Consider the following 22,231-nt stretch of genomic DNA (forward strand, 5'->3'; position numbering starts at 1 on the left):
GAACCCGGGGCTTCTACAGCATTCGCTCCAGCCCAACGGTGGTGGCGAACCAGGCGTTGAAGCGGCGCCACCAACTGCCGGGTTCGCGGTCCAGGTCATGCAGTTGGCCGTTGTCTTCGGTGGTCCATATCAGCTTCCCGTCCTTCAGGCGGGCCTGGTAACTCAGGGCCGGTGCCATGCCCTGCAAGGCCAGTTCGCGCACTTGGCCGGCGAGTTCGGGACTGTCGACCAAGACCCCCACTTCGGTGTTCCACAGCACTGAACGCGGATCGAAATTGAACGAGCCGATGAAGGATTTCTTCCGGTCGAAGATGATCGCCTTGCTATGCAGGCTGGAGTCCGATTCGCCGTAGGACTTGCTGTAGAACAAATGGGGGCTGCCACCCGTGTCCCCGGGCTGGCGACGCAATTCGTACAGCCGCACCCCATGTTGCAGCAAAGCCCTGCGATACGGCGCGTAACCGCCGTGCACCGCCGGTACGTCGGTGGCCTCCAGGGAGTTGGTCAAAAGACTCACCGCCACTCCGGCATCGGCGCGGCTGGTCAGGTAGACCAACCCTGGCTGGCCGGGTACAAAGTAGGCCGAAATCATGATCAGTTCTTCACTGACCCCCGTCAGCTCCGGGCCCAATTGCGTGGTCAGCAACAACTGCGGGTCAGGCTCATCCCTGGCCAGTACTTTGCTGGGTGCATCCCACAGCGCCTGGTTCCAGGCCCAGATCAATTGCCTGCGCCAGATGTCCAGGCGCGGTTGGGTCCGGTAGGAGGTCAACTGCTGGTAAAGCGCGTGATTTTCCTTGTGCGTCTGCTCCAGTGACTCTTGCAGGCGTAGGCGGCTGTTGGCCAGATCCTTGGGGGTTGGCCGACGGGACAGGAATTGTTCGATGGGTTTGCTCAGGGCGCTGTTCCAGTATTGGTCGAAGCTGTGCCCCAATTGTTCGGCCACCGGCCCAACGCCAAGCAGGTCGATGTCGGTGAAGTTCAGGTTGGGTTCTGCGTCGAAATATTCATCCCCCAGATTGCGACCGCCGACGATGGCCATGCTGTTGTCCGCCAGCCAGAGCTTGTTGTGCATGCGCCGGTGTTGCAATGAGAGGTTGAGCAGCCGCCCGAGGCTGCGGGTTACCCCGGTGGCGCGCCCCAGATGAAGTGGGTTGAACAGGCGTATCTGGATCCGCGGATGAGCGGCCAGGGTCGCGATGATCTGATCCTGGCCATCGCTGGTGGTGTCATCCAGCAGGATGCGCACGCGTACGCCGCGGTCGGCGGCTTTGAGCAATTCATCCACCAGCATTCGCGTGCTGATGCCGTCATGAACGATGTAGTACTGCAAATCCAGGCTGCTTTGGGCGTTGCGGATCAACTCGGCCCGGGCGGAGAAGGCGTCGGTACTGTCAGATAGCAGGCGGAAACCCGAGCGTCCCTCGTGTGGAGCGGCCTGGGTCTGTACCGAGCGTCCGAACGAAGATTCGGTTGCCGGGAGCGCCTGGGAAGGTTCGCGGGTGATGTCAAAACTGGCACAGCCGCCCAGCAGCGAGGCGACTAGCAGGAGCACAGGCAGGATGGGTCTGGGTCTCACGTAGGCTCGTTCCGCTTGTTTGCGTTGATCGGCTTGTGGGTGCTGCTTCCCTGAGTAAAGCTCAGACGGCGTCGAGTCGGGTTTCGTTCAACAACGCAATGGCCGCAGCGCCGACCTTGCGGACGGCGTCCTCGATCTGTGCCGTTGGTTTGGCAGCGTAGTTCATGCGCAGGCAATTGCGGTACTTGCCCGAGGCGGAAAATATGCTGCCGACCGCCACCTGCACGCCCTGGTCATGCAGGACCCGATTAAGCTTGAGTGTATCGAAGCCTTCGGGGAGTTCGACCCAGAGCATAAAGCTGCCGCGCGGGCGGCTGGCGCGAGTACCCGCTGGAAAATAGCGGCTGACCCAGTCGATCATGACGTCGCGATTGCGTTGGTATTGGCTGCGCATCCGACGCAAATGCGGTTCGAAGTGCCCGCCCTTGAGAAACTCCGCAATGGCTATCTGCGGTTGCGGTGCGGTGGAGCCGGTGCTGATGTATTTCATGTGCAGCACCCGTTCCAGATAGCGGCCGGGTGCGACCCAGCCCACTCGCAAACCCGGTGCCAGTGTCTTGGAAAAAGAACTGCAGAGCAGGACGCGGCCATCGTCGTCGAAGGATTTGATCGTGCGGGGCCGCGGGTAGGTGTAGGCCAGTTCTCCATACACATCGTCCTCGATAATCGCCACGTCGAAGCGCTGCGCCAAGGTCAGCAACGCGCGTTTGTTGGCCTCGGGCATGATGTAGCCCAGCGGGTTGTTACAACTGGGCGTCAACTGTATGGCCTTGATGGGCCACTGTTCCAGCGCCAGCTCCAGGGCCTCCAGGCTGATGCCGGTCAGCGGATCGGTGGGGATTTCCAGGGCCTTCATGCCCAGGCCCTTGAGGGTTTGCATGGCGCCGTGAAAGCTGGGGGAGTCCACCGCGACGATATCGCCTTGTTCACAGGTGGCGCGGATGCTGACCGACAGCGCTTCGTGACAGCCCGTGGTGACGATCAGGTCGCCGGCTCCCAGTTTGCAACCCGAGTCCAGCGACAGGCGAGCGATCTGTTCGCGCAGCGCGAGGTTGCCGTAGATGTTGTCGTAATACAGGCCCGGCATGTCTTGCCGGCGGCTGATCTGCGCGAGGCTGCGCAACAGCGGTTTCATGGTCGGCGAGTTGATATCCGGCATGCCTCGGCCCAGTTGCACCACGTCTTTGCGTGGTACCGAGCGTATCAGCTCCAGCACCTGGTCCCATTGGGAGATGTCCACCGGTCGTTGGGCTGGGCGACCCACTACCGGCAGGTCCGGCAGTTCACGGCTGGCCGGTACGAAATACCCTGATTTGGGTTTTGGCATCGCCAGCCCGCTGTCCTCCAGCACGCGATAGGCCTGCTGCACCGTACTCAGGCTGACACCGTGCTCCATGCTCAGCGCGCGCACTGACGGCAGCCGGTCGCCGGGACGGTAGAAGCCCTGTTCGATGCGGGTGCCGAGCAATTCGGCGAGGTTCACATAAAGGGTCATGGCGCGCTCTCGATGAAGTGGACAACGGTAACCAATACAGTTGCGGCGGAAAAAGACAATTCAGTGTCGAAAAGCCGCAATCTGTATGCATGGAAAACACATTGTTTGAATCTGTATTGATTATGGCCGTCCGCGCATCATGAAAGCTCTGGCTACCCAAGTAAACAGGAGCGATCAAAATGAACGGCTTGAGCGATGTGCGGCTGACGTTACACAGCCAGGAACTGGCGGCGGGGCAGGAAAAGGAGCTACGCAATGCGATGTTGCACAGTGCCCCGTCCAGCCTGAGCCGCTGGGCCCTGTTCTGGCGTCGTCTGCATACACGCAAGGCCTTGTTGGAGCTCACACCGGAACAGTTGCGTGATATCGGGCTGAGCCGAGAGCAGGCGCGGGAGGAGGGCTTGAAGCCGTTCTGGCGGCTTTGAAGCGGTACCGGGCCTGAAACTGCTATCGCGGGCACGCCTTGCTCTTACAGCCCTCTTTCAATCTGTGCGAGCAAGGCGTGCCCGCGATAGCGTCACCAGTAGCGCTGGGCGCTTTAAACCAACTCTTTCAACCGATGCCACAGCATCCCCAGCGCCAACAGTGGCGAGCGCAGATGCTTCCCGCCCGGGAAGGTCATGTGCGGCACCTGGGCGAACAGATCGAAACCACCACTCTGTTGGCCACTGATGGCTTCGGCCAACAGCTTGCCGGCCAGGTGCGTGGCATTCACTCCGTGACCAGAGTAGGCCTGGGCGTAGTACACGTTGGGCTGATCCTTGAGTCGACCGATCTGCGGCAAGCGGTTGGCGCCGATGCCGATCATCCCGCCCCATTGAAAGTCGATTTTCACCTGCGCCAGTTGCGGGAACACCTTGAGCATTTTCGGACGCATGTACGCGCCAATGTCTTGCGGGTCACGACCCGAGTAATGGCAGGCTCCGCCGAACAGTAAGCGTCGATCCGCGGAAAGCCGGTAGTAATCCAGCGCCACCCGTTGATCACAGACCGCCATGTTCTGCGGCAACAATGCCTGGGCCTGAGCCTGGCTCAAGGGCTCGGTGGCGATGATGTAGCTGCCGGCGGGCAGCACTTTGCCGCTGAGTTCCGGGTTGAGCCCATTGAGGTAGGCGTTGCAGCCCAGCACCAGGGTCTCGGCCCGGACCGCGCCCTGTTGGGTGTGCACCTTCACTTCAGGGCCGTAATCAATGCGCGTGACCGCCGATTGTTCGAACAGCCGGACCCCCAGTTGCTGCGCGGCGCAGGCTTCGCCCAAGGCCAGGTTCAGCGGATGCAAATGGCCCGAGCCCATGTCGATCAGGCCGCCGACGTAGCGATCCGAACCCACCACACTGTGCATTTCGTGGGCTTGCAGCAGCCGGGTCTGATGGCGATACCCCAGGCTGCGCAGCTCTTCGGCGTCCTCAGCGAAACCTTCCAGGTCGCCTGGCTTGTTGGCGAGGTCGCAATAACCCCAGGTGAGGTCGCAGTGGATCTGAAAGCGCTCGACCCGTTGACGGACGATTTCCACCGCCTCAAGGCCCATGAGCTTCATCTGGCGTACGCCGTCGGCACCGATGACCGGGGCGAACTGATCGAGGCCATGACCGACGCCGCGAATCAGTTGACCGCCGTTGCGCCCGCTGGCCCCCCAGCCGATCTTGTGCGCTTCCAGCAGCACTACGCTCATGCCGCGCTCGGCCAGTTCGATCGCTGTGTTCAACCCCGAGAACCCACCGCCTACCACGCAGACATCCGCCACCAGCTCGCCCTGCAGCAGCGGATGATCCGGTTGCGGCAAGCTGCTGGCGGCGTAGTAAGAGGCGGCGTGCGAATGGCTCGGGACAGGTTGCTGAACACGGGCGTTCATGTGCGTAATCCTGATTATTGTGTTTGAGAAATTTTACGGAGCATAAGCCGGGGATTCGTCCATGGGCAACACCGGTCGGTTGGCGCTGTCTGGGACAGGGCTTTTCGTGCAAAATCCTGCCTTGTCCCGTCTCGGTAGCCGCTTCGATGAGCTGCAACAGTCAAAAAATCCGCACGCTGCGCCAACAGATTCCCTCGTTCGAGTGCGTACCGGGCTGCCATGACTGCTGCGGGCCAGTGACCACCTCGCCCGAGGAAATGGCCCGCTTGCCACGCAAGACTCGCGCCGAACAGGACGCGGCCATGGAAGCGCTCGACTGCGTGCACTTGGGACCCAATGGCTGCACGGTCTATGACGAGCGGCCGCTGATCTGCCGGTTGTTCGGCACCACGGCGACCTTGCCGTGTCCCAATGGCCGGCGGCCGGTGGAACTGATTCATCCGCGGGTCGAGAAGCAGATTCACGAATATATGGCCAGCACCCGGCAGGTATTGGTGTAGCCAAGAACGCCCCTCAATCCGGAATCGGCAGGTTCAAGCTCTCCTTCACTTCTTCCATCACGATGTAGCTCTTGGATTCGCGCACGTGGGGCAGCTTGAGCAGGATGTCGCCCAGCAGCTTGCGGTACGAAGCCATCTCGGAAATCCGCGCTTTCACCAGATAGTCAAAGTCGCCTGACACCAGATGGCATTCGAGCACGTGAGGCAATTTCAGCACCGCGCGCCGGAATTCTTCAAAGGTGTCGCCGGATTTGTAGTCGAGGCTGATTTCGACGAACACCAGCAGACTTCCCTTCAGATGCTGCGGATTGAGCCGGGCGTTGTAGCCCATGATGATTCCCTCGCGCTCCAGGCGACGAACCCGCTCGGTGCAGGGGGTGGTGGAGAGGCCGACCTTTTCCCCAAGCTCCGTAAAGGAAATCCGTCCATCCGCCTGGAGGATGCGCAGGATGTTGCGGTCGATCTTGTCCAGCTCACGTTTGGTCTGAGTGTTGGTCCGCACAGGTGATGCTCCTCCATGAAAAGGGTTTTTGCCGAGAATTCTCGCCAAATATAGGCATTTATATAGTGAAAAGCACTGCCTGATCTTTTCTAAACTGCGCACATTACGGTCTGTACAACAAAACGTCAGCGGTTATCCGCGATGAGGGCTTCAACATGCGCGTTCTGGTTTTAGGTAGCGGCGTCATCGGTACCGTCAGTGCTTACTACCTGGCCCGTGCCGGGTTTGAAGTCGTGGTGGTTGATCGTCAGCCGGCGCCAGCCATGGAAACCAGTTTTGCCAATGCCGGCCAGGTGTCGCCGGGTTATGCCTCGCCGTGGGCCGCACCAGGTGTGCCACTCAAGGCCATCAAGTGGCTGTTGCAGCGCCACGCACCGCTGGCGATCAAAGCCACCGCTGACATCGACCAGTACCTGTGGATGGCGCAGATGCTGCGCAACTGCACCGCCAATCGTTATGCCGTGAACAAGGAGCGCATGGTGCGCCTGTCCGAGTACAGCCGCGACTGCCTCGACGAACTGCGCGCCGAAACCGGGATTGCCTACGAAGGCCGCAGTCTGGGGACCACTCAATTGTTCCGTACCCAGGCTCAGGTTGATGGTGCGGCCAAAGACATCGCCGTGCTGAAAGAGTCCGGTGTGCCCTTCGAAGTGCTGGACCGTGAAGGCATTGCCCGCGTCGAGCCGGCGTTGGCCAATGTCACCGACATCCTGGCGGGTGCCTTGCGTCTGCCCAATGACCAGACTGGCGACTGTCAGATGTTTACCACGCGCCTGGCGCAAATGGCCGTGAAACTCGGTGTGGAATTCCGCTTTGGCCAGGATATCCAGCGCCTGGACTACGCCGGTGATCGCATCAACGGCGTCTGGATCGACGGCAAGCTGGAAACCGCTGACCGCTACGTCCTGGCCCTGGGCAGTTATTCACCGCAATTGCTCAAACCGCTGGGCATTCGTGCGCCGGTGTATCCGCTCAAGGGTTATTCCCTGACGGTGCCGATCACCAATCCGGCGATGGCTCCGACCTCGACCATTCTCGACGAAACCTACAAGGTCGCGATTACCCGGTTCGATAACCGCATCCGTGTGGGCGGCATGGCGGAAATCGCCGGTTTTGACCTGTCTCTCAACCCGCGTCGGCGTGAAACCCTGGAGATGATCGTCAACGACCTTTATCCTCAGGGCGGCGATCTGGCCCAGGCCAGTTTCTGGACCGGCCTGCGTCCGACCACCCCGGATGGCACGCCGATCGTGGGCGCCACCCCGTTCAAGAACCTGTTCCTGAACACCGGCCATGGCACCCTCGGTTGGACCATGGCCTGTGGTTCCGGGCGCTTGCTGGCGGATCTGATGGCGAAGAAAAAACCACAGATCAGCGCCGAAGGCCTCGATATTTCCCGTTATGGCAGTAAACACCAGGAGTCTGCAAAACATGTCAATCCAGCGCCAGCTCACCAATGACCGCATGAGTCAGGTCGTCCTGCACAACGGCACTGTTTACCTGGCCGGGCAGGTTGGCGACGACATGAGTGCCGGTATCGAACAGCAGACCCGTGAAACCCTGGCCAATATCGAGCGTTTGCTGGACCTGGCCGGGACCGACAAAAATCATCTGTTGTCGGTGACGATTTACCTGAAAGACATCGACGCCCATTTCGAAGGCATGAACGCGATCTGGGACAAATGGCTGCCCAAGGGCGTCGCGCCGGCCCGGGCCACTGTGCAAGCCAAACTGTGCGAACCGGAAATCCTGGTGGAGCTGTCCGTCGTGGCAGCGCTGCCCTAAACCCGGAAAACGATCCCTCTTGCGGTGCTGTTGGTGGTTCATGCCGTCAGCCAGCGCCGTTTTTTTTACCTAGTCCGCCTAGAAGCCTGCCGCCATGCGTCCTGCCCGTGCTCTGATCGACCTTCAAGCCTTACGTCACAACTACCAATTGGCCCGCGAAGTGACGGGGGCCAAAGCTCTTGCGGTGATCAAGGCCGATGCCTATGGGCACGGCGCAGTGCGCTGCGCCGAGGCTTTGCAGGACACGGCCGATGGGTTTGCCGTGGCTTGCATCGAAGAAGCGCTGGAACTGCGGGCCGGCGGGATTCGTGGGCCGGTCTTGCTGCTGGAAGGATTCTTCGAGGCCGATGAACTGTCGCTGATCGTCGAGCACGATTTCTGGTGTGTGGTGCATTCGTTGTGGCAGCTCGAAGCGATTGAAAACGCGACCCTGAGCAGGCCGATTACGGTCTGGCTCAAGCTCGACTCGGGGATGCATCGGGTGGGGCTGCATCCGGCGGATTATCAGGCGGCCTATCGTCGACTGCTGGCCAGCGGCAAGGTGGCGAAGATCGTGTTGATGAGCCATTTCGCCCGCGCCGATGAACTGCACGATCCCAGCAGCACCGAGCAACTGGCCGTGTTCGAGGCGGCCCGCCAGGGGCTGGCGGCGCAGATCAGTTTGCGCAACTCCCCGGCAGTGCTGGGTTGGCCGCAGATACCAAGCGACTGGGTGCGGCCAGGCATCATGCTGTACGGTGCGACCCCCTTCGAGGAAGCCAACGCCGTCGCTGCGCGGCTGCAGCCGGTCATGACTCTGGAGTCCAAGATCATCAGCGTGCGTGAATTGCCCGCCGGCGAGCCGGTGGGGTATGGCGCCCGTTTTGTCACCGCGCAACCGACGCGGGTCGGCGTGGTTGCCATGGGATACGCCGACGGTTACCCGCGCCAGGCGCCGAACGGTACGCCGGTGCTGGTGCACGGGCAGCCTAGTCAACTGGTCGGTCGGGTCTCCATGGACATGCTGTGTGTCGACTTGACGAATATCCCCAACGCCGGGCTCGGTTCGACCGTGGAGCTGTGGGGCAAGACTATCCTGGCCAGTGATGTCGCGAAGGCGGCCGGCACGATTCCTTATCAGATTTTCTGCAACCTGCGCCGGGTTCCACGGCTCTATTCCGGGGGCTGACGCAAAGCGCAATCTACCGAAAGTCGCTTCACCGCACGGGATTGAGGTCAAAGTGTTGTAAATACTGAACGCTGTCGCCATGATAACGCTCACTTTCCACACAACCTGATTCCCTGGAGGCTCCAGCATTGGACGTCGGTGAACGACTGCAATCCATTCGTAAACTCAAAGGCCTTTCCCAGCGTGAACTCGCCAAGCGCGCGGGCGTCACCAACAGCACCATTTCGATGATCGAGAAAAACAGCGTCAGCCCCTCGATCAGCTCGCTGCGTAAGGTCCTTGGCGGGATTCCCATGTCCATGGTCGAGTTTTTCTCCGAAGAAATTCTGCAGGAGAAACCGACTCAGATCGTCTACAAAGCCAATGAACTGATCGACATTTCCGACGGTGCCGTCACCATGAAACTGGTGGGCCGGGCTCACCCCAGCCGGGCGATTGCCTTTCTCAACGAGATCTACCCGCCTGGCGCCGATACCGGTGACGAGATGCTTACCCATGAGGGCGAAGAGACCGGGATTCTGGTGGAAGGGCGGCTGGAGTTGGTGGTCGGCGCCGAAACCTTCGTACTCGAAGCGGGCGATAGCTACTATTTCGAGAGCACCAAGCCACACCGTTTCCGTAATCCGTTCGATGCGCCGGCGCGACTGATCAGCGCAGCCACACCGGCCAATTTCTAGGAAAAGAGGCGCCGTGCCCGGACGGCAAAGGCGCCCGAAGGATGAGCTGTCATGACAAACAAGACCCTTGCGACTTTGGGGTTGTTTCAGTGTGACGGCCTTCCCGCTATACTTGCGCCCGCCTGCAAACCGTGGCCGCAGGCGTGACTAGCCACCATTGAGGGTGTACGCGTGAATCTAATTATGAAAATGCTGGCTGCACCAGCAACCGTATTGGCCCTATGGGCAGCCAGTGTCCAAGCAGCGCCCAACGACGAAATCGCCAAGCGCCTTGAACCGGTCGGCCAGGTCTGCGTTCAGGGGCAGGAATGCAAGGGCATGGAGGTCGTGGCTTCGGCTGGCGGCGGTGGAGCCAAGACGCCGAAGGATGTTATTGCAAAACACTGCAATGCTTGCCACGGCACCGGCCTGCTGGGCGCTCCGAAAATCGGCGACACGGCTGCCTGGAAAGAGCGCGCCGATCATCAGGGCGGCCTCGACGGCATCCTGGCCAAGGCGATCACTGGCATCAACGCCATGCCGCCTAAAGGCACCTGCGCCGATTGCTCGGATGAAGAGCTCATGGGCGCGATCAAAGAGATGTCGGGTCTGTAATAGCCAGCATCTTCCGCAAGAAAGCCGCTTACGAGCGGCTTTTTTGTGCCCGGTGGTTTTACAAAGGCTGTTCATCGCAACCAAGACCCGGCAAGCTCGGTCCAACCCACATTCATGGAATGTCCCGGAGGGTCGGATGGTGCAGTTGTGTTCAATCGAACAGGCGGTGGATGACGTACTCGCGCGCCTGCCAGCGCACATTCATCTGGGCATGCCCCTGGGGTTGGGCAAACCCAATCTGTTCGCCAACGCCCTGTACCGGCGTATCGCGCAACTGCCTGAGCGACAACTGACCATCTACACCGCTCTGAGCCTGGGCCGACCCAATCTGGGCGATGGTTTGCAGAAGCGCTTTCTCGAGCCCTTTATCGAACGGGTCTTTGGCGATTATCCGGAACTGGATTACCTGGCCGATCTGCACCGTGACAGCCTGCCGGCCAACATCCACGTTCAGCAATTCTTCCTGCAACCGGGCAGCCTGTTGCACAGCGCGTCGGCCCAGCAGGATTACGTCAGCAGCAACTACAGCCACGCCGCGCGGGACATCAATGCCGCCGGCTTGAACCTGATCGCGCAACTGGTGGCCAGTGATGCGCAGCATCCTGACCGCCTGAGCCTGAGTTGCAACCCGGACATCACCCTCGACCTGCTGCCGATGGTCGCCAAGCGGCGTGCGGCGGGGGAGACCATCCTCATGGTGGGCCAGGTTCACAGTGATCTGCCATACATGCCCGGTGATGCGGAAGTCGGCATCGACACGTTCGATCTGTTGATCGACGAAAAGGACAGCCACACGCTGTTTTCCACGCCGAACATGCCGGTGGGGTTTCAGGATCATATGATCGGCCTGCACGCCAGTGCCCTGGTGCGTGACGGCGGTACGTTGCAGATCGGCATCGGCTCCATGGGCGATGCGTTGACGGCGGCGCTGCTGGCGCGTCAAGCCGACAATGCCGCTTACCAGGCGTTGCTGGCGGAGCTGAATCTCAGCCAGTGGGCGCAGTTGATCGAGCGTGAGGGTGGGGTCGAACCCTTTGCCAAAGGGTTGTACGGTTGCAGCGAAATGTTCGTCAACGGCTTGCTGGTGCTGGCAGAGGCCGGAATTATCCGGCGCAGGGTCTATCCCGACGAGCCGACCCAGGAACGAGCCAACGCCGGTACCCTCGACGAGGCGGCGCAACCCGATGGCATCTGCATCCATGGCGGATTCTTCCTCGGCCCTCGCAGTTTTTACGAACGCTTGCGCGAGTTGCCCCAGAATCGGCGCCTCGAATTCAACATGACCCGCATCAGTTACATCAACGAGCTGTACGGCCAGGAAAGACTCAAGCGCCTGCAGCGACTCGATGCACGTTTTATCAACACGGTTTTCACCATGACCTTGCTGGGCGCCGGGGTGGCGGACCAACTGGAAGATGGTCGCGTACTCAGCGGCGTCGGCGGGCAGTACAACTTCGTTGCCCAGGGCCATGCGCTGGAGGGCGGGCGCTCCATTCTGCTTCTGCGCAGTTGGCGCGAGGCGGGGGGCGAGATCAGTTCGAACATCGTCTGGGAATACGGCCATTGCACCATTCCCCGACACTTGCGAGACATCGTGGTGACTGAATACGGTATCGCTGACCTGCGGGGCAAGACTGATGCCGCGGTGATCGAGGCGCTGCTGAACATCAGCGACTCACGCTTCCAGCCGGAGCTGATCGAGCAGGCGCAAAATGCCGGCAAGTTGCCGAAGGATTTTCGCCTCGATCCGCGCTTCGCCGAGAACACCTCGGAACGCTTGCAGGCCATCCAGGCACGGCATCCTAATTTGTTCCCGGAGTATCCGCTGGGCAGCGATTTCGACGGGGTGGAGCGGGACCTGTTGCGGGCGCTGAACTGGCTCAAGAGCAAGTTCAAACTCACCGAAATGCTGGAGCTGGGCAAGGCTGCACTGGATGCGCCGCCGCCGTCGGAGTTTCCCGAGCATTTGGAGCGGATGCAGTTGGCGAGCGCCGAAGGGCTGAAAGAAGAGCTGGGTCAGCGCTTGTTGCTCGCCGGTCTCAAGATCACCGCGCCTTAACGGCCACTTCAAAGCCCCTGTGGGAGCGAGCCTGCTCGCGATAGCGGACTGTCAGTCAACATTGGTGTTGGATGTGCCGGCCTCATCGCGAGCAGGCTCGCTCCCACAGGGATGCAGGGCGATTATTCGATAAAGGTCACGACACCACCGGCCAGCGATTGCACCCGGGCCAACGATTCAACGCGATAGCCTTGGGCATCCAGCTCCGCACGTCCACCCTGGAACGATTTCTCGATCACGATCCCCAAGCCTGCCACGGTGGCGCCGGCCTGCTTGATGATGGAGATCAGCGCCTGGGAGGCTTTGCCGTTGGCCAGGAAGTCATCAATGATCAGTACCCGGTCGCTGCTGGTCAGGTGGCGCGGGCTGATGGCCACGGTGCTTTCGGTCTTTTTTGTGAACGAATACACGGTCGCGGACAACAGGTTCTCCGTCAGGGTCAGAGAGTGTTGCTTGCGGGCGAAAATCACCGGAACGCCCAGGTTCAGGCCGGTCATGATCGCCGGGGCAATTCCCGAGGCTTCGATGGTAACGATTTTAGTGATGCCCGAGTCCTTGAACAGCGCGGCAAATTCGTCGCCGATCAGCTTCATCAATTGCGGGTCGATCTGGTGGTTCAGAAAAGCATCGACTTTCAGAACCTGATCGGAAAGTACGATGCCGTGTTCACGAATTTTCTGGTGCAGGGCTTCCATCAAGCCTCCTTTAATGACGCCTTCGGCGCCCCTGGATTTGGTAAAAAGTTCGGTAAAAAGTAGTCGATTCTAGCGCTTGAGCATCGCTCGTATATCGGCCAGGGCGCTATTGCCGCGAACGGCCTTGACCTCGGTCGGTGTGTCGTCATTGCCTTCCCAGGCCAAGTCGTCCGGCGGCAGCTCATCGAGGAAGCGGCTCGGGGCGCAGTCGATCACCTCGCCGTATTGCTTGCGCTTGGCGGCGAAGGTAAAGGCCAGCGTCTGACGTGCGCGGGTAATACCGACGTAGGCCAGGCGCCGTTCTTCTTCGATGGTGTCGGCTTCGATGCTGGAGCGGTGGGGCAGGATTTCTTCTTCCATGCCCATGATGAACACGTAGGGGAATTCCAGGCCCTTGGAGGCGTGAAGGGTCATCATCTGCACGCCTTCGGCGCCGTCTTCCTCTTCCTGCTGGCGTTCGAGCATGTCCCGCAGCACGAGTTTGCCGATGGCGTCCTCGACGGTCATGTCGCCGTCTTCGTCCTTTTCCAGAGTGTTTTTCAACGCCTCGATCAAGAACCAGACGTTGCCCATGCGGTAGTCCGCGGCCTTGTCACTGGAGCTGTTGGTACGCAGCCAGTTCTCGTAGTCGATGTCCATGACCATGCTGCGCAGCGCCGAGATCGGGTCTTCGCCGGCGCACTGTTCGCGCACCTTGTCCATGAAGCGCTTGAAGCGCGCCAGACGGTCGGTGAAGCGGCTGTCCAGATGCTCGCCCAGGCCGATTTCGTCGGTGGCGGCGTACATCGAGATTTTGCGCTCGGTGGCGTAGTTGCCGAGTTTTTCCAGGGTGGTCGAGCCGATTTCCCGGCGTGGGACGTTGATCACTCGCAAGAAGGCGTTGTCGTCGTCCGGGTTCACGATCAGGCGGAAATAAGCCATCAGGTCCTTTACTTCCTGACGGCCGAAGAAGCTGTTGCCCCCCGACAGGCGATAGGGGATCTGGTGATGCTGCAATTTCAGCTCGATCAGCTTGGCCTGGTAGTTACCGCGATACAGGATGGCGAAGTCGCTGTACGGTCGGTCGGTGCGCAGGTGCAGGCTGAGGATTTCCATGGCCACGCGCTCGGCTTCGGCGTCTTCGTTGCGGCAGCGAATCACGCGGATCTCGTCGCCGTGGCCCATCTCGCTCCACAGTTGCTTTTCGAACTCGTGGGGGTTGTTGGAGATCAGCACGTTGGCGCAACGCAGGATGCGGCTGGTGGAGCGGTAGTTCTGCTCCAGCATCACCACTTTGAGCGACGGGTAGTCTTCCTTGAGCAACATCAGGTTTTCCGGCCGCGCACCACGCCAGGCGTAGATCGACTGGTCGTCGTCGCCCACCACGGTGAACTGGTTGCGGATGCCGATCAGCAGCTTCACCAGCAGATACTGGCTGGCATTGGTGTCCTGGTATTCATCCACCAGCAGGTAGCGGACCTTGTTCTGCCATTTCTCGAGGATGTCGGCGTGGTCCTGGAACAGCTTGACCGGCAGCAGGATCAGGTCGTCGAAGTCCACCGCGTTGAACGCCTTGAGCGTGCGCTGGTAATGGGCGTACACGATGGCGGCGGTCTGCTCCTTGGGATTGCGGGCGTTTTCCAAGGCTTGGGGCGGCAGGATCAGGTCGTTTTTCCAGGCGCCGATCATGTTCTTGATCTCGTCCACGCCGTCGTCGCCCGAATATTCCTTTTGCATGATGTCGGTCATCAGCGCCTTGACATCGGTCTCGTCGAAAATCGAGAAACCCGGCTTGTAGCCCAGCCGTGCATGTTCCTTGCGGATGATGTTCAGGCCCAGGTTGTGGAAAGTGCAGACCGTCAGGCCACGGCCCTCACCGGCGCGCAGCAGGCCGCCGACCCGCTCTTTCATTTCCCGGGCGGCTTTGTTGGTGAAGGTCATGGCGACGATGTACTGGGCGCGGATACCGCAGTTCTGGATCAGGTGCGCGATCTTGCGGGTGATCACACTGGTCTTGCCGGAGCCTGCACCGGCGAGCACCAAAAGAGGGCCGCCGACATAGTTCACGGCTTCTTGCTGCCGGGGATTGAGTCGGGACATGACAGGGTCAGGGAGTCGTTTGCGAAATGGGCCGGCATTTTAACAGGCTCACAGAATTGTGCTGCTCTGTCCGACTTGTGACGCAACACTGCATTGTCATTTGCCGCTTTTGTTACTTTCACGCAGGATGTGGGGCGAATGGGCGTCCAGCGTTCGGCTTCGAGGGTAAGAAAAGCCGTCTGAAGCAAGTGTTTGAGAACCATTGGCATTGGTCATTAGCGGTCAGCAGGTCATAATGCCCTGCGCCTATTACCTTGCAGAGTCTAGGGAGTCAGCTTGTCAACGTCTGTCGAACCCTTGCGTTTGCTGCTATTGGCCGAAGAGCCGGTATGGTCAGCGATTTTGCGCGAGTGCCTGGCCCCCATGGGGCCGTCGGTCGTGTTGATCAGTGCCCCGAGCTGGGAGTCGGTCAGCAGCCTGTTCGAAGACAACCACAACGCGGTGCTGCTGACCGTCGCGGCGTTGCAGCCGGCACCCGGTCGTTGCCGTTTGCCGACGGTCCTGTTGCTCGAGCACGAGCCCACCACTGCACCTGATGGTGTCAGCGATTGGCTGGTACGTGATGTGCTCGATGGCGCCACTCTGCGCCGTTGCCTGCGCCATGTGCGCGAGCGCGGAGTGCTGGAAAACACGCTGCAGCGGCTTGCCGAACAGGATCCGCTGACCGGCATCGCCAATCGCCAGGGCTTCCAAACCCTGCTGGCAGCGCGCCTGGCTGAGAACGAAGGCCGTGGCCTGGCGCTCGGGCATCTGGATCTGGATAACTTCCGTCATGCCAACGATGCCCTCGGCCACCAGGCCGGTGACCGTTTGATCCTGCAAGTAGTGTCGAGGCTCAAAGGTTCGCTCGAAGCCGGCGATCAACTGGCGCGCTTGGGCAGCGACGAATTTGCGCTGCTGATCGACACCCGCAGGGCGCCTCAGCGGGCTGAGTGGATGGCCGAGCGCATCACCGAAGCCATGGCCGAACCCTATTGGGTCGATGGCGAAAGCCTGCTGATCGGTTGCAGCCTGGGGATCGCCCACGCTCGCGCCCAGGCCGGCGCGGACCCGCTGATGTGGCACGCCCATATCGCCATGCAGCAGGCCAAGAGCACCCAGGGCTGCACCTTTCATATCTTCAACGAACGCATCAATCGTAACGCCCGCAGCCTCGCCGACCTGGAGAGCGAGTTGCGTCGGGCGCTGCGGCGCGACGAGCTGGAGTTGCATTACCAACCCCGGCTGAGCCTCGATGGCGGCACCATCGTCGGCCTCGAAGCCCTGGTGCGCTGGCGTCATAACGAACGCGGGCTGTTGCCACCCAGTGAGTTCGTGCCACTGGCCGAACAGAGCGGGCTGATCGTACCGCTGGGCTACTGGGTGATTTCCCGGGCATTGCGGGACATGCAGGCGCTGCGTGAAAGGGGATTGGCGCCCCTGCACATGGCGGTCAATCTGTCGTTCCGGCAGTTCCAGGACAGCCAGTTGCTGCCGACCCTGAGCCGCCTGATCGCCGAACGCGGTGTCGAGGCGCAGTGGTTGGAATTCGAACTCACCGAAACCGCCGTCATGCGCCGCAGCGAACTGGTCAAGCAGACCATGGACGCCCTGGGTCGCCTGGGGGTGCGCTTTTCCCTGGACGATTTCGGCACCGGCTTCTCCTCGTTCGTGCACCTCAACAGCCTGCCCATCGCCTTGCTCAAGATCGACAAGAGCTTCGTGGGTGGCATGGAGCAGCGCGAGGAAAATCGCAAATTGGTCCACGCGATGATCAACCTGGCCCACAACCTCAACCTGGAAGTGGTGGCCGAGGGTGTGGAAACCCGGGAGCAACTGGATTTGCTGCGCGGTTACGGCTGCGACCAGGTGCAGGGCTTTTTGATCAGCAAGCCGTTGCCCCTGGCGGAGCTGGTGGAATACCTGACGTTTGACGGCAGCCAGCAGTCGGTGCTGGAAATCGGCTGATGCCAAGCCTTGTGGGAGCGAGCCTGCTCCCGCATGGGATTTCAGTCGGCCTGGACCGTTTCAAAGCCCTGGTGCCGCAGAGGCTCACTGCGGATCATCCGCTTCATCTTCCACTCAAATGCCAAGGTCAGGCTCACCGCCGCGCAGGCCAGGCCAAGGGCCAGGCCCCACCAGACGCCGGTCGGGCCCCAGTGCAGATGGAAGGCCATCCACCATGCCGCCGGTGCGCCAATCAGCCAATAACAGCCCAGGCCCACCAGGAAGGTGGTCTTGGCGTCCTTGAGCCCACGGATACAGCCCATGGCAATGGTTTGCGCGCCGTCGAACAGCTCGAACCACGCTGCTACCGCCAACAGGCTCACCGCCAGCTCGATTACTCCGCGAAACGCCGGGTCTTCGTGGTCCAGGAACAAGCCGATCAATGGGTTTGGCAGCAGCCAGAACACCATCGCGAACGCCAGCATGACCGCTGCGCCGAAGCCGATTCCGACCCGACCGGCCAGCCGTGCCATCAGCAGTTGCCCGGCGCCATAGTGCTGGCCGATGCGCATGGTGATCGCATACGACATCCCCGCCGGGACCATGAATGCCACCGAGACAATCTGCAGAGCGATCTGGTGCGCCGCCAATGGCGTGCTGCCCATGGTGCCGATACACAGCGCGGCGAACGCGAACAGTCCGACTTCCACTGCGTAAGTGCCGCCAATGGGCAGACCCAGGCGCCACAGTTCCTTGAGGTACTGACGATTGGGCCGCGACAGACCATTGAGCAACGGATAGGCACGGTAGGCTTGATGCCGGTGAATATGCCAGGCGAGCGCCAGAGCCATGCAGTTGGCGACGATCGCCGTGACCAGGCCGATTCCCATCAGGCCCAGTTTTGGCAGGCCGAACATGCCGGTGATCAGTGCGTAATTGAGCAGGAAGTTGGCCACCGTGCCGCCGAGACTGATCACCATCACTGGGGTAGCCCGGCCAATGGCGCTGGTAAAGCCGCGCAGGGCCATGAAACTCAGATAGCCGGGCAGGGCGAATGGCAGCACCAGCAGGAACTGGCCGGCGGCCAGGACGTTGGTTTCGGTCTGGCCGAACAGCAACAGTACCGGCTTGAGGTTCCACAACAGGAGCCCGGCCACCAACCCCATCAACCAGGCCAGCCACAACCCGGCCTGAGTCAGTCGGGTGGCGCCTTCGACATCACCGGCACCCTGCCGAATCGCCACCAATGTGCCCACTGCGGCGATCACACCGATGCAGAAAATCGACACGAATGAATAGGTCGCCGCTCCGAGCCCGCCGCCTGCCAGGGCCTCGGGACTCAGGCGCGCCATCATCAGGGTGTCGGTCAGGACCATCAGCATGTGCGCCAACTGCGAGGCAATCAACGGCCCTGCCAGCCGCAGGATAGCCCACAGTTCGATTCGCACCGGATGCCGCATGATCATCACACTCCATGTTCAAACAAGGCTGTAAAACGGCGATTCTCGGCGCTCTCAGCGGTTTGCACAAAAGGATAAAAGCGATCACTGGCATGATTAAAACTCATGCTGAGAGCTTTCTGATAGGGTGCGTAAATATCGCCATAGGAGCTTTTCCCGATGTCTCGTCGTCTCCCTCCTCTTTATGCGTTGCGGGCATTCGAAGCGGCGGCGCGATACAGCTCGTTCACCCGGGCGGCCGAAGAACTGTCGATTACTCAAAGTGCCGTCAGCCGGCATATTCGTACGCTCGAAGAGCACTTTGCCTGTCGGCTGTTCCAGCGCAGTGGCCGCAACCTGCAGTTGACCGAAGCGGCGCGGTTGCTGCTACCGGGCGTGCGTGAAGGTTTCATGGCGCTGGAACGGGCCTGTCATACCTTGCACGGCGAAGATGGCATCCTGCGCATGAAGGCGCCGTCCACTTTGACCATGCGTTGGCTGTTGGCACGCCTGAGTCGCTTCCGGCATCTTCAGCCCGGCAATGAAGTGCAACTGACCAGCGCCTGGATGGACGTCGATTCAGTGGACTTCAACACAGAGCCTTTCGATTGCGCGGTATTACTGGGCAACGGGCATTTTCCTAGCGACTGGGAGGCAAGCTTGCTGTTTCCCGAGGAGCTGATTCCGGTAGGCGCACCGAACCTGTTGAACGACCAGCCCTGGGATGTGGCGCGGTTGGCCAGCGCAGAATTGCTGCATCCCACGCCGGACCGTCGTGATTGGCGCAACTGGCTTTCGCGCATGGGTCTGTCCGATCAGGTCTCGCTCAAGGGCGGGCAGGTGTTCGATACGCTGGAACTGGGCATGATCGCCGCGGCGCGCGGCTACGGCGTGTCCATGGGTGATCTGTTGATGGTGGCCGAGGACGTGGCCCAAGGGCGCTTGAGCCTGCCATGGCCTACCGCCGTCGCCAGCGGCGAGCACTATTACCTCGTCTGGCCGAAAACCCGTCCAGGAGGTGAACGTTTGCGCCGTCTGAGCGATTTTCTCCAGGGCGAAGTGAAGGCCATGCAATTACCCGACGTAAAGCGTCTGGGCTGAATCGTTGAAGCTCCCGTGCTAGCCACTTGGCATTATTCCTTCCAAAGCGCTCAAGTATTCGGTTTCGCCGCCGAATGTGTGGAAGTAGTACTTTCGTATTAGAAAGGGACTGCCTACATATCACCCGAATAAAATTGCCGAGTGTGCGACGTGATCAGGATGATCCGGTCACTTGGCCAGGAGCCGTCATGTCTCAACCTCGTGCCCGAATCGCCTCACAGCTGGGCCTCGCCCTTGCCGTGATACTGGCGATCGTGATCTCCGGCAGCACCGTCTTTGCCCTGCGCTCGCTGGACTCCGCCAACCTCGCGACCCGTGAAGAACACCTGGCCAGCGAAGCGCGCCTGATGGCCGACCAGCTCAATACGTTTCATGGCACCCTGCGTGAAAGCACGCAGCGTCTGAGCGGGCTGTTCGATAAACGCTTCAGCGTGGGCCTGAGCGTGCACCCGGATGAGCCGGTCGCGGTGGCAGGCGTGCAGGCTCCAACCCTGAGACTGGGTAGCGAAGTGCTGAACAACAACTTCAAGGAAGTTGATGACTTCAAGCAGACGACCGCCGGGGTGGCGACGGTGTTCGTGCGCAGCGGCGACGATTTCATCCGCGTGAGCACTTCCTTGACCAAGCAGGACGGTACGCGGGCCATCGGCACCTTGCTCGACCGTGCCGGCCCGGCTTATGCCCCGGTCATGAGTGGGCAGAGCTACATTGGGCGGGCCCTGCTTTTCGGGCGCTTCTACATGTCGCAGTACACCCCCGTACGCGATAGCAGCGGTAAGATCATTGCCGTGTTGTATGTGGGATTCGATTACACCGACGCACAGAACGCCCAGTTCGAGAACCTCAAGCGCTTCCGTATCGGTCAGACCGGTTCGCTGGCGGTACTGGATGAGCAAAACAAATGGTTGGTTCCGCCAGCGGGTGTGCAGGCGCTGGAGCAGGCGACCGGAACCATCAAGGAGTTGGTCAAGAAGCCGGGCAAAGGTGTGTTCTGGAGCGATACCGCTGAAGATTTCTACAGCGTTGCCGTGCCGTTCGAGGACGGTCCGTGGGCGGTGGTGGCGAGCATGCCGAAAGCCGAGATTCGCGCCGTGACCTGGAGTGTCGGTACGCAACTGGCTATCGGCAGCTTGCTGGCCATGTTGCTGGCCGTGGGCTCGGCGGTGTGGCTGCTGCGCAGCAAACTGGCCCCGCTGGGCGATCTGGTGCGCCAGGCCGAGGCGCTGGGCGCCGGCGACCTGAGCGTGCGTCTGAATGTGTCGAGCCACGACGAAATCGGTCAGTTGGCCCGTGCCTTCAACCAGATGAGCCAGGCCCTGTCGACCATGGTCGAACATATCCGCAAGGCCTCGCAAGAGGTCAACAGCCGCGCCCAGGCCCTGTCCGGGTTGTCCAGCGGGGCCTATGAGGGCATGGAGCAGCAGTCCGGCGAAATCACCAGCATGGCTGGCGCAGTGGAAGAGTTCAGCGCGACCTCGTTGAACATCGCCGATAACATGGGCAATACCGAACGCCTGGCCCAGGATAACGCCCAGCAAACCCGCATCGGTCGTACGTCGATGGATGAAGCATCCTCGTCGCTGGAGCAAATTGCTGGCGCACTGAACAGCACTGCCACGGTCATCAACACCTTGGGCCAGCGCTCCCAGGAAATCGGCGGCATCGTCGGGGTGATCACCTCGATCGCCGAGCAGACCAACCTGCTGGCGCTCAACGCGGCCATCGAAGCCGCCCGTGCGGGTGAGCAGGGTCGGGGCTTTGCCGTAGTGGCTGACGAAGTTCGTAGCCTGGCGTCCCGTACCCGTCAGGCCACTGACGAAATTTCCGGCATGATCAATAGCATCCAGCAGGAAACCGGTAACGCCATCAGTACGATGGAGAAAGGCAACTTGTTGATGCAAGAAGGCTTGTCGCGCAATGCCAATGTGGCCTCGGCCCTGGCGCGCATCGACGAGCAAAGCCGTTCGGCAGGCCAGCAATTCGCGGCGATCACCACCGCCACTCAGGAGCAAAGCAGCACCGCGACCCTGCTCAGCAGCAACCTGCAAAGCATCGCCATGGCCAACAGCGAACAGCGCGAAGTGGTCTCGAACCTGGCGATCACCGCCAAGGAACTGGAAAAACTGGCGCAGGACCTGCGCAAAGAGGTTGACCGGTTCCGCTGAGGCGTCCTGCAGACTCATCGCGAGCAAGTTCACCCCAGATCCCTCTGGGAGCGGGCTTGCTCGCGACAACAGTGGCATAGCCAACATCCCCGCCACTGACCCTCCGCTCTCGCGAGCAGGCTCGCGCCCACCGGGGCGTGGCGGCGAACGAAGATTTTGCGGCCATCCCCGACCTGTGGGGGTGCGAGCCTGATCGCGAAGGCGTCGGCATCGCCAACATCCCCGCCACGGACCCTCCGCTATCGCGTGCTGGCTCGCTCCCACCGGGGCTTGGCGGCGCACGAAGGTTTAGCGGCCATCCCCCGAACAGTGTGGGAGCGAGCGTGCTCGCGAAGGCGGCGGCATAGCCGACATCCCCGCCACGCACCCACCGCTATCGCGAGCAGGCTCGCTCCCACAGGGGCTTGGCGGCGAACGAAGGTTTTGCGGCCATCCCCCGATCAGTGTGGGAGCGAGCTTGCTCGCGAAGGCGTCGGCATAGCCAACATCCCCGCCACTGACCCACCGCTATCGCGAGCAGGCTCGCTCCCACAGGGGCTTGGCGGCGAACGAAGATTTTGCGGCCATCCCTGACCAGTGTGGGAGCGAGCTTGCTCGCGAAGGCGTCGGCATAGC

18 protein-coding genes are annotated in these 22,231 nt (G+C 61.1%); 11 read left to right on the plus strand and 7 right to left on the minus strand.

Translation table 11 applies throughout. The features are described 5' to 3' along the window. Positions 1-13 precede the first annotated feature (13 nt). Both MKS85_RS26085 and MKS85_RS26090 read right to left on the minus strand, forming a co-directional pair. On the minus strand, positions 14-1,579 hold the full coding sequence (locus MKS85_RS26085; protein WP_188251470.1) for a phospholipase D family protein: 1,566 nt from the start codon (positions 1,577-1,579) through the stop codon (positions 14-16). Between the two features lie 61 nt (positions 1,580-1,640). Beyond that, positions 1,641-3,074 (minus strand): PLP-dependent aminotransferase family protein, encoded by a 1,434-nt coding sequence (locus tag MKS85_RS26090; RefSeq protein WP_047226156.1) that lies wholly within the window; start codon positions 3,072-3,074, stop codon positions 1,641-1,643. Between the two features lie 179 nt (positions 3,075-3,253). Between MKS85_RS26090 and MKS85_RS26095 the strand changes: the two genes are divergently transcribed. Next, the gene (locus MKS85_RS26095) at positions 3,254-3,499 is read left to right on the plus strand and encodes a DUF1127 domain-containing protein (protein WP_047226155.1); all 246 of its coding nucleotides are present in this window, start codon (positions 3,254-3,256) and stop codon (positions 3,497-3,499) included. A 113-nt stretch (positions 3,500-3,612) separates the two neighbouring features. Here MKS85_RS26095 and MKS85_RS26100 read toward each other — a convergent pair whose 3' ends face one another. Continuing rightward, entirely contained in the window at positions 3,613-4,926 is a 1,314-nt protein-coding gene (locus tag MKS85_RS26100) for an FAD-binding oxidoreductase (RefSeq protein ID WP_188251469.1), read from the minus strand. 146 nt (positions 4,927-5,072) lie between these two features. Here MKS85_RS26100 and MKS85_RS26105 point away from each other — a divergent pair, with 146 nt between their 5' ends. After that, complete coding sequence (locus MKS85_RS26105; protein ID WP_003206850.1) at positions 5,073-5,426, plus strand: YkgJ family cysteine cluster protein; 354 nt, start codon at positions 5,073-5,075, stop codon at positions 5,424-5,426. A 13-nt stretch (positions 5,427-5,439) separates the two neighbouring features. On the opposite strand, the gene MKS85_RS26110 is transcribed toward MKS85_RS26105, so the two are convergent. Then, on the minus strand, positions 5,440-5,928 hold the full coding sequence (locus MKS85_RS26110; protein WP_003206849.1) for an Lrp/AsnC ligand binding domain-containing protein: 489 nt from the start codon (positions 5,926-5,928) through the stop codon (positions 5,440-5,442). A 155-nt stretch (positions 5,929-6,083) separates the two neighbouring features. Here MKS85_RS26110 and dadA point away from each other — a divergent pair, with 155 nt between their 5' ends. From dadA to MKS85_RS26140, 6 genes are all read left to right on the plus strand, one after another. After that, on the plus strand, positions 6,084-7,388 hold the full coding sequence (gene dadA, locus MKS85_RS26115) for a D-amino acid dehydrogenase (RefSeq protein WP_047226153.1): 1,305 nt from the start codon (positions 6,084-6,086) through the stop codon (positions 7,386-7,388). Continuing rightward, positions 7,360-7,713 (plus strand): RidA family protein, encoded by a 354-nt coding sequence (locus tag MKS85_RS26120; protein WP_047226152.1) that lies wholly within the window; start codon positions 7,360-7,362, stop codon positions 7,711-7,713. Before dadA ends, MKS85_RS26120 begins: the two co-directional genes overlap by 29 nt. Before the next feature lie 94 nt (positions 7,714-7,807). Beyond that, positions 7,808-8,881, plus strand: coding sequence for an alanine racemase (gene alr / locus MKS85_RS26125; RefSeq protein WP_188251468.1), 1,074 nt, complete (start codon positions 7,808-7,810; stop codon positions 8,879-8,881). A 128-nt stretch (positions 8,882-9,009) separates the two neighbouring features. Beyond that, positions 9,010-9,558 carry a cupin domain-containing protein gene (locus MKS85_RS26130; protein ID WP_047226150.1) on the plus strand — a complete coding sequence of 183 codons (549 nt, stop codon included), beginning with the start codon at positions 9,010-9,012 and terminating at the stop codon, positions 9,556-9,558. 183 nt (positions 9,559-9,741) lie between these two features. Then, positions 9,742-10,152 (plus strand): cytochrome c5 family protein, encoded by a 411-nt coding sequence (locus MKS85_RS26135; RefSeq protein ID WP_047226149.1) that lies wholly within the window; start codon positions 9,742-9,744, stop codon positions 10,150-10,152. 136 nt (positions 10,153-10,288) lie between these two features. Next, positions 10,289-12,211 (plus strand): acetyl-CoA hydrolase/transferase family protein, encoded by a 1,923-nt coding sequence (locus MKS85_RS26140; RefSeq protein WP_188251467.1) that lies wholly within the window; start codon positions 10,289-10,291, stop codon positions 12,209-12,211. Between the two features lie 122 nt (positions 12,212-12,333). On the opposite strand, the gene MKS85_RS26145 is transcribed toward MKS85_RS26140, so the two are convergent. Together MKS85_RS26145 and rep are read right to left on the minus strand one after the other, a co-directional pair. Then, positions 12,334-12,906, minus strand: coding sequence for a xanthine phosphoribosyltransferase (locus MKS85_RS26145; RefSeq protein ID WP_047226147.1), 573 nt, complete (start codon positions 12,904-12,906; stop codon positions 12,334-12,336). 69 nt (positions 12,907-12,975) lie between these two features. After that, positions 12,976-14,985 carry a DNA helicase Rep gene (gene rep, locus MKS85_RS26150; protein ID WP_047226146.1) on the minus strand — a complete coding sequence of 670 codons (2,010 nt, stop codon included), beginning with the start codon at positions 14,983-14,985 and terminating at the stop codon, positions 12,976-12,978. A gap of 276 nt (positions 14,986-15,261) precedes the next feature. Between rep and MKS85_RS26155 the strand changes: the two genes are divergently transcribed. Next, positions 15,262-16,932: a bifunctional diguanylate cyclase/phosphodiesterase gene (locus MKS85_RS26155; RefSeq protein WP_047226145.1), complete on the plus strand. Its 1,671-nt coding sequence runs from the start codon at positions 15,262-15,264 to the stop codon at positions 16,930-16,932. A gap of 41 nt (positions 16,933-16,973) precedes the next feature. Here the strand turns inward: MKS85_RS26155 and MKS85_RS26160 are convergent, their stop codons facing one another. After that, positions 16,974-18,371: a NorM family multidrug efflux MATE transporter gene (locus MKS85_RS26160; protein WP_188251481.1), complete on the minus strand. Its 1,398-nt coding sequence runs from the start codon at positions 18,369-18,371 to the stop codon at positions 16,974-16,976. Positions 18,372-18,530: 159 nt separating this feature from the next. On the opposite strand from MKS85_RS26160, the gene MKS85_RS26165 reads away from it, so the two are divergent. Continuing rightward, on the plus strand, positions 18,531-19,451 hold the full coding sequence (locus tag MKS85_RS26165) for a LysR substrate-binding domain-containing protein (protein ID WP_047226144.1): 921 nt from the start codon (positions 18,531-18,533) through the stop codon (positions 19,449-19,451). A gap of 188 nt (positions 19,452-19,639) precedes the next feature. Beyond that, entirely contained in the window at positions 19,640-21,616 is a 1,977-nt protein-coding gene (locus MKS85_RS26170; RefSeq protein ID WP_188251466.1) for a methyl-accepting chemotaxis protein, read from the plus strand. Positions 21,617-22,231: the final 615 nt, after the last annotated feature.

It is taken from the genome of Pseudomonas sp. JL2, from assembly GCF_031570495.1.
Lineage (GTDB): Bacteria > Pseudomonadota > Gammaproteobacteria > Pseudomonadales > Pseudomonadaceae > Aquipseudomonas > Aquipseudomonas rhizophila.

Excerpts from the sequence above, each read along its gene's own strand:
- MKS85_RS26090 (WP_047226156.1), bottom strand. The coding sequence starts at position 3,074 with ATGACCCTTTATGTGAACCTCGCCGAATTGCTCGGCACCCGCATCGAA.
- MKS85_RS26095 (WP_047226155.1), top strand. The coding sequence starts at position 3,254 with ATGAACGGCTTGAGCGATGTGCGGCTGACGTTACACAGCCAGGAACTG.
- MKS85_RS26100 (WP_188251469.1), bottom strand. The coding sequence starts at position 4,926 with ATGAACGCCCGTGTTCAGCAACCTGTCCCGAGCCATTCGCACGCCGCC.
- MKS85_RS26105 (WP_003206850.1), top strand. The coding sequence starts at position 5,073 with ATGAGCTGCAACAGTCAAAAAATCCGCACGCTGCGCCAACAGATTCCC.
- dadA (WP_047226153.1), top strand. The coding sequence starts at position 6,084 with ATGCGCGTTCTGGTTTTAGGTAGCGGCGTCATCGGTACCGTCAGTGCT.
- MKS85_RS26120 (WP_047226152.1), top strand. The coding sequence starts at position 7,360 with ATGTCAATCCAGCGCCAGCTCACCAATGACCGCATGAGTCAGGTCGTC.
- alr (WP_188251468.1), top strand. The coding sequence starts at position 7,808 with ATGCGTCCTGCCCGTGCTCTGATCGACCTTCAAGCCTTACGTCACAAC.
- MKS85_RS26135 (WP_047226149.1), top strand. The coding sequence starts at position 9,742 with ATGAAAATGCTGGCTGCACCAGCAACCGTATTGGCCCTATGGGCAGCC.
- MKS85_RS26140 (WP_188251467.1), top strand. The coding sequence starts at position 10,289 with ATGGTGCAGTTGTGTTCAATCGAACAGGCGGTGGATGACGTACTCGCG.
- MKS85_RS26145 (WP_047226147.1), bottom strand. The coding sequence starts at position 12,906 with ATGGAAGCCCTGCACCAGAAAATTCGTGAACACGGCATCGTACTTTCC.
- rep (WP_047226146.1), bottom strand. The coding sequence starts at position 14,985 with ATGTCCCGACTCAATCCCCGGCAGCAAGAAGCCGTGAACTATGTCGGC.
- MKS85_RS26160 (WP_188251481.1), bottom strand. The coding sequence starts at position 18,371 with ATGCGGCATCCGGTGCGAATCGAACTGTGGGCTATCCTGCGGCTGGCA.
- MKS85_RS26165 (WP_047226144.1), top strand. The coding sequence starts at position 18,531 with ATGTCTCGTCGTCTCCCTCCTCTTTATGCGTTGCGGGCATTCGAAGCG.
- MKS85_RS26170 (WP_188251466.1), top strand. The coding sequence starts at position 19,640 with ATGTCTCAACCTCGTGCCCGAATCGCCTCACAGCTGGGCCTCGCCCTT.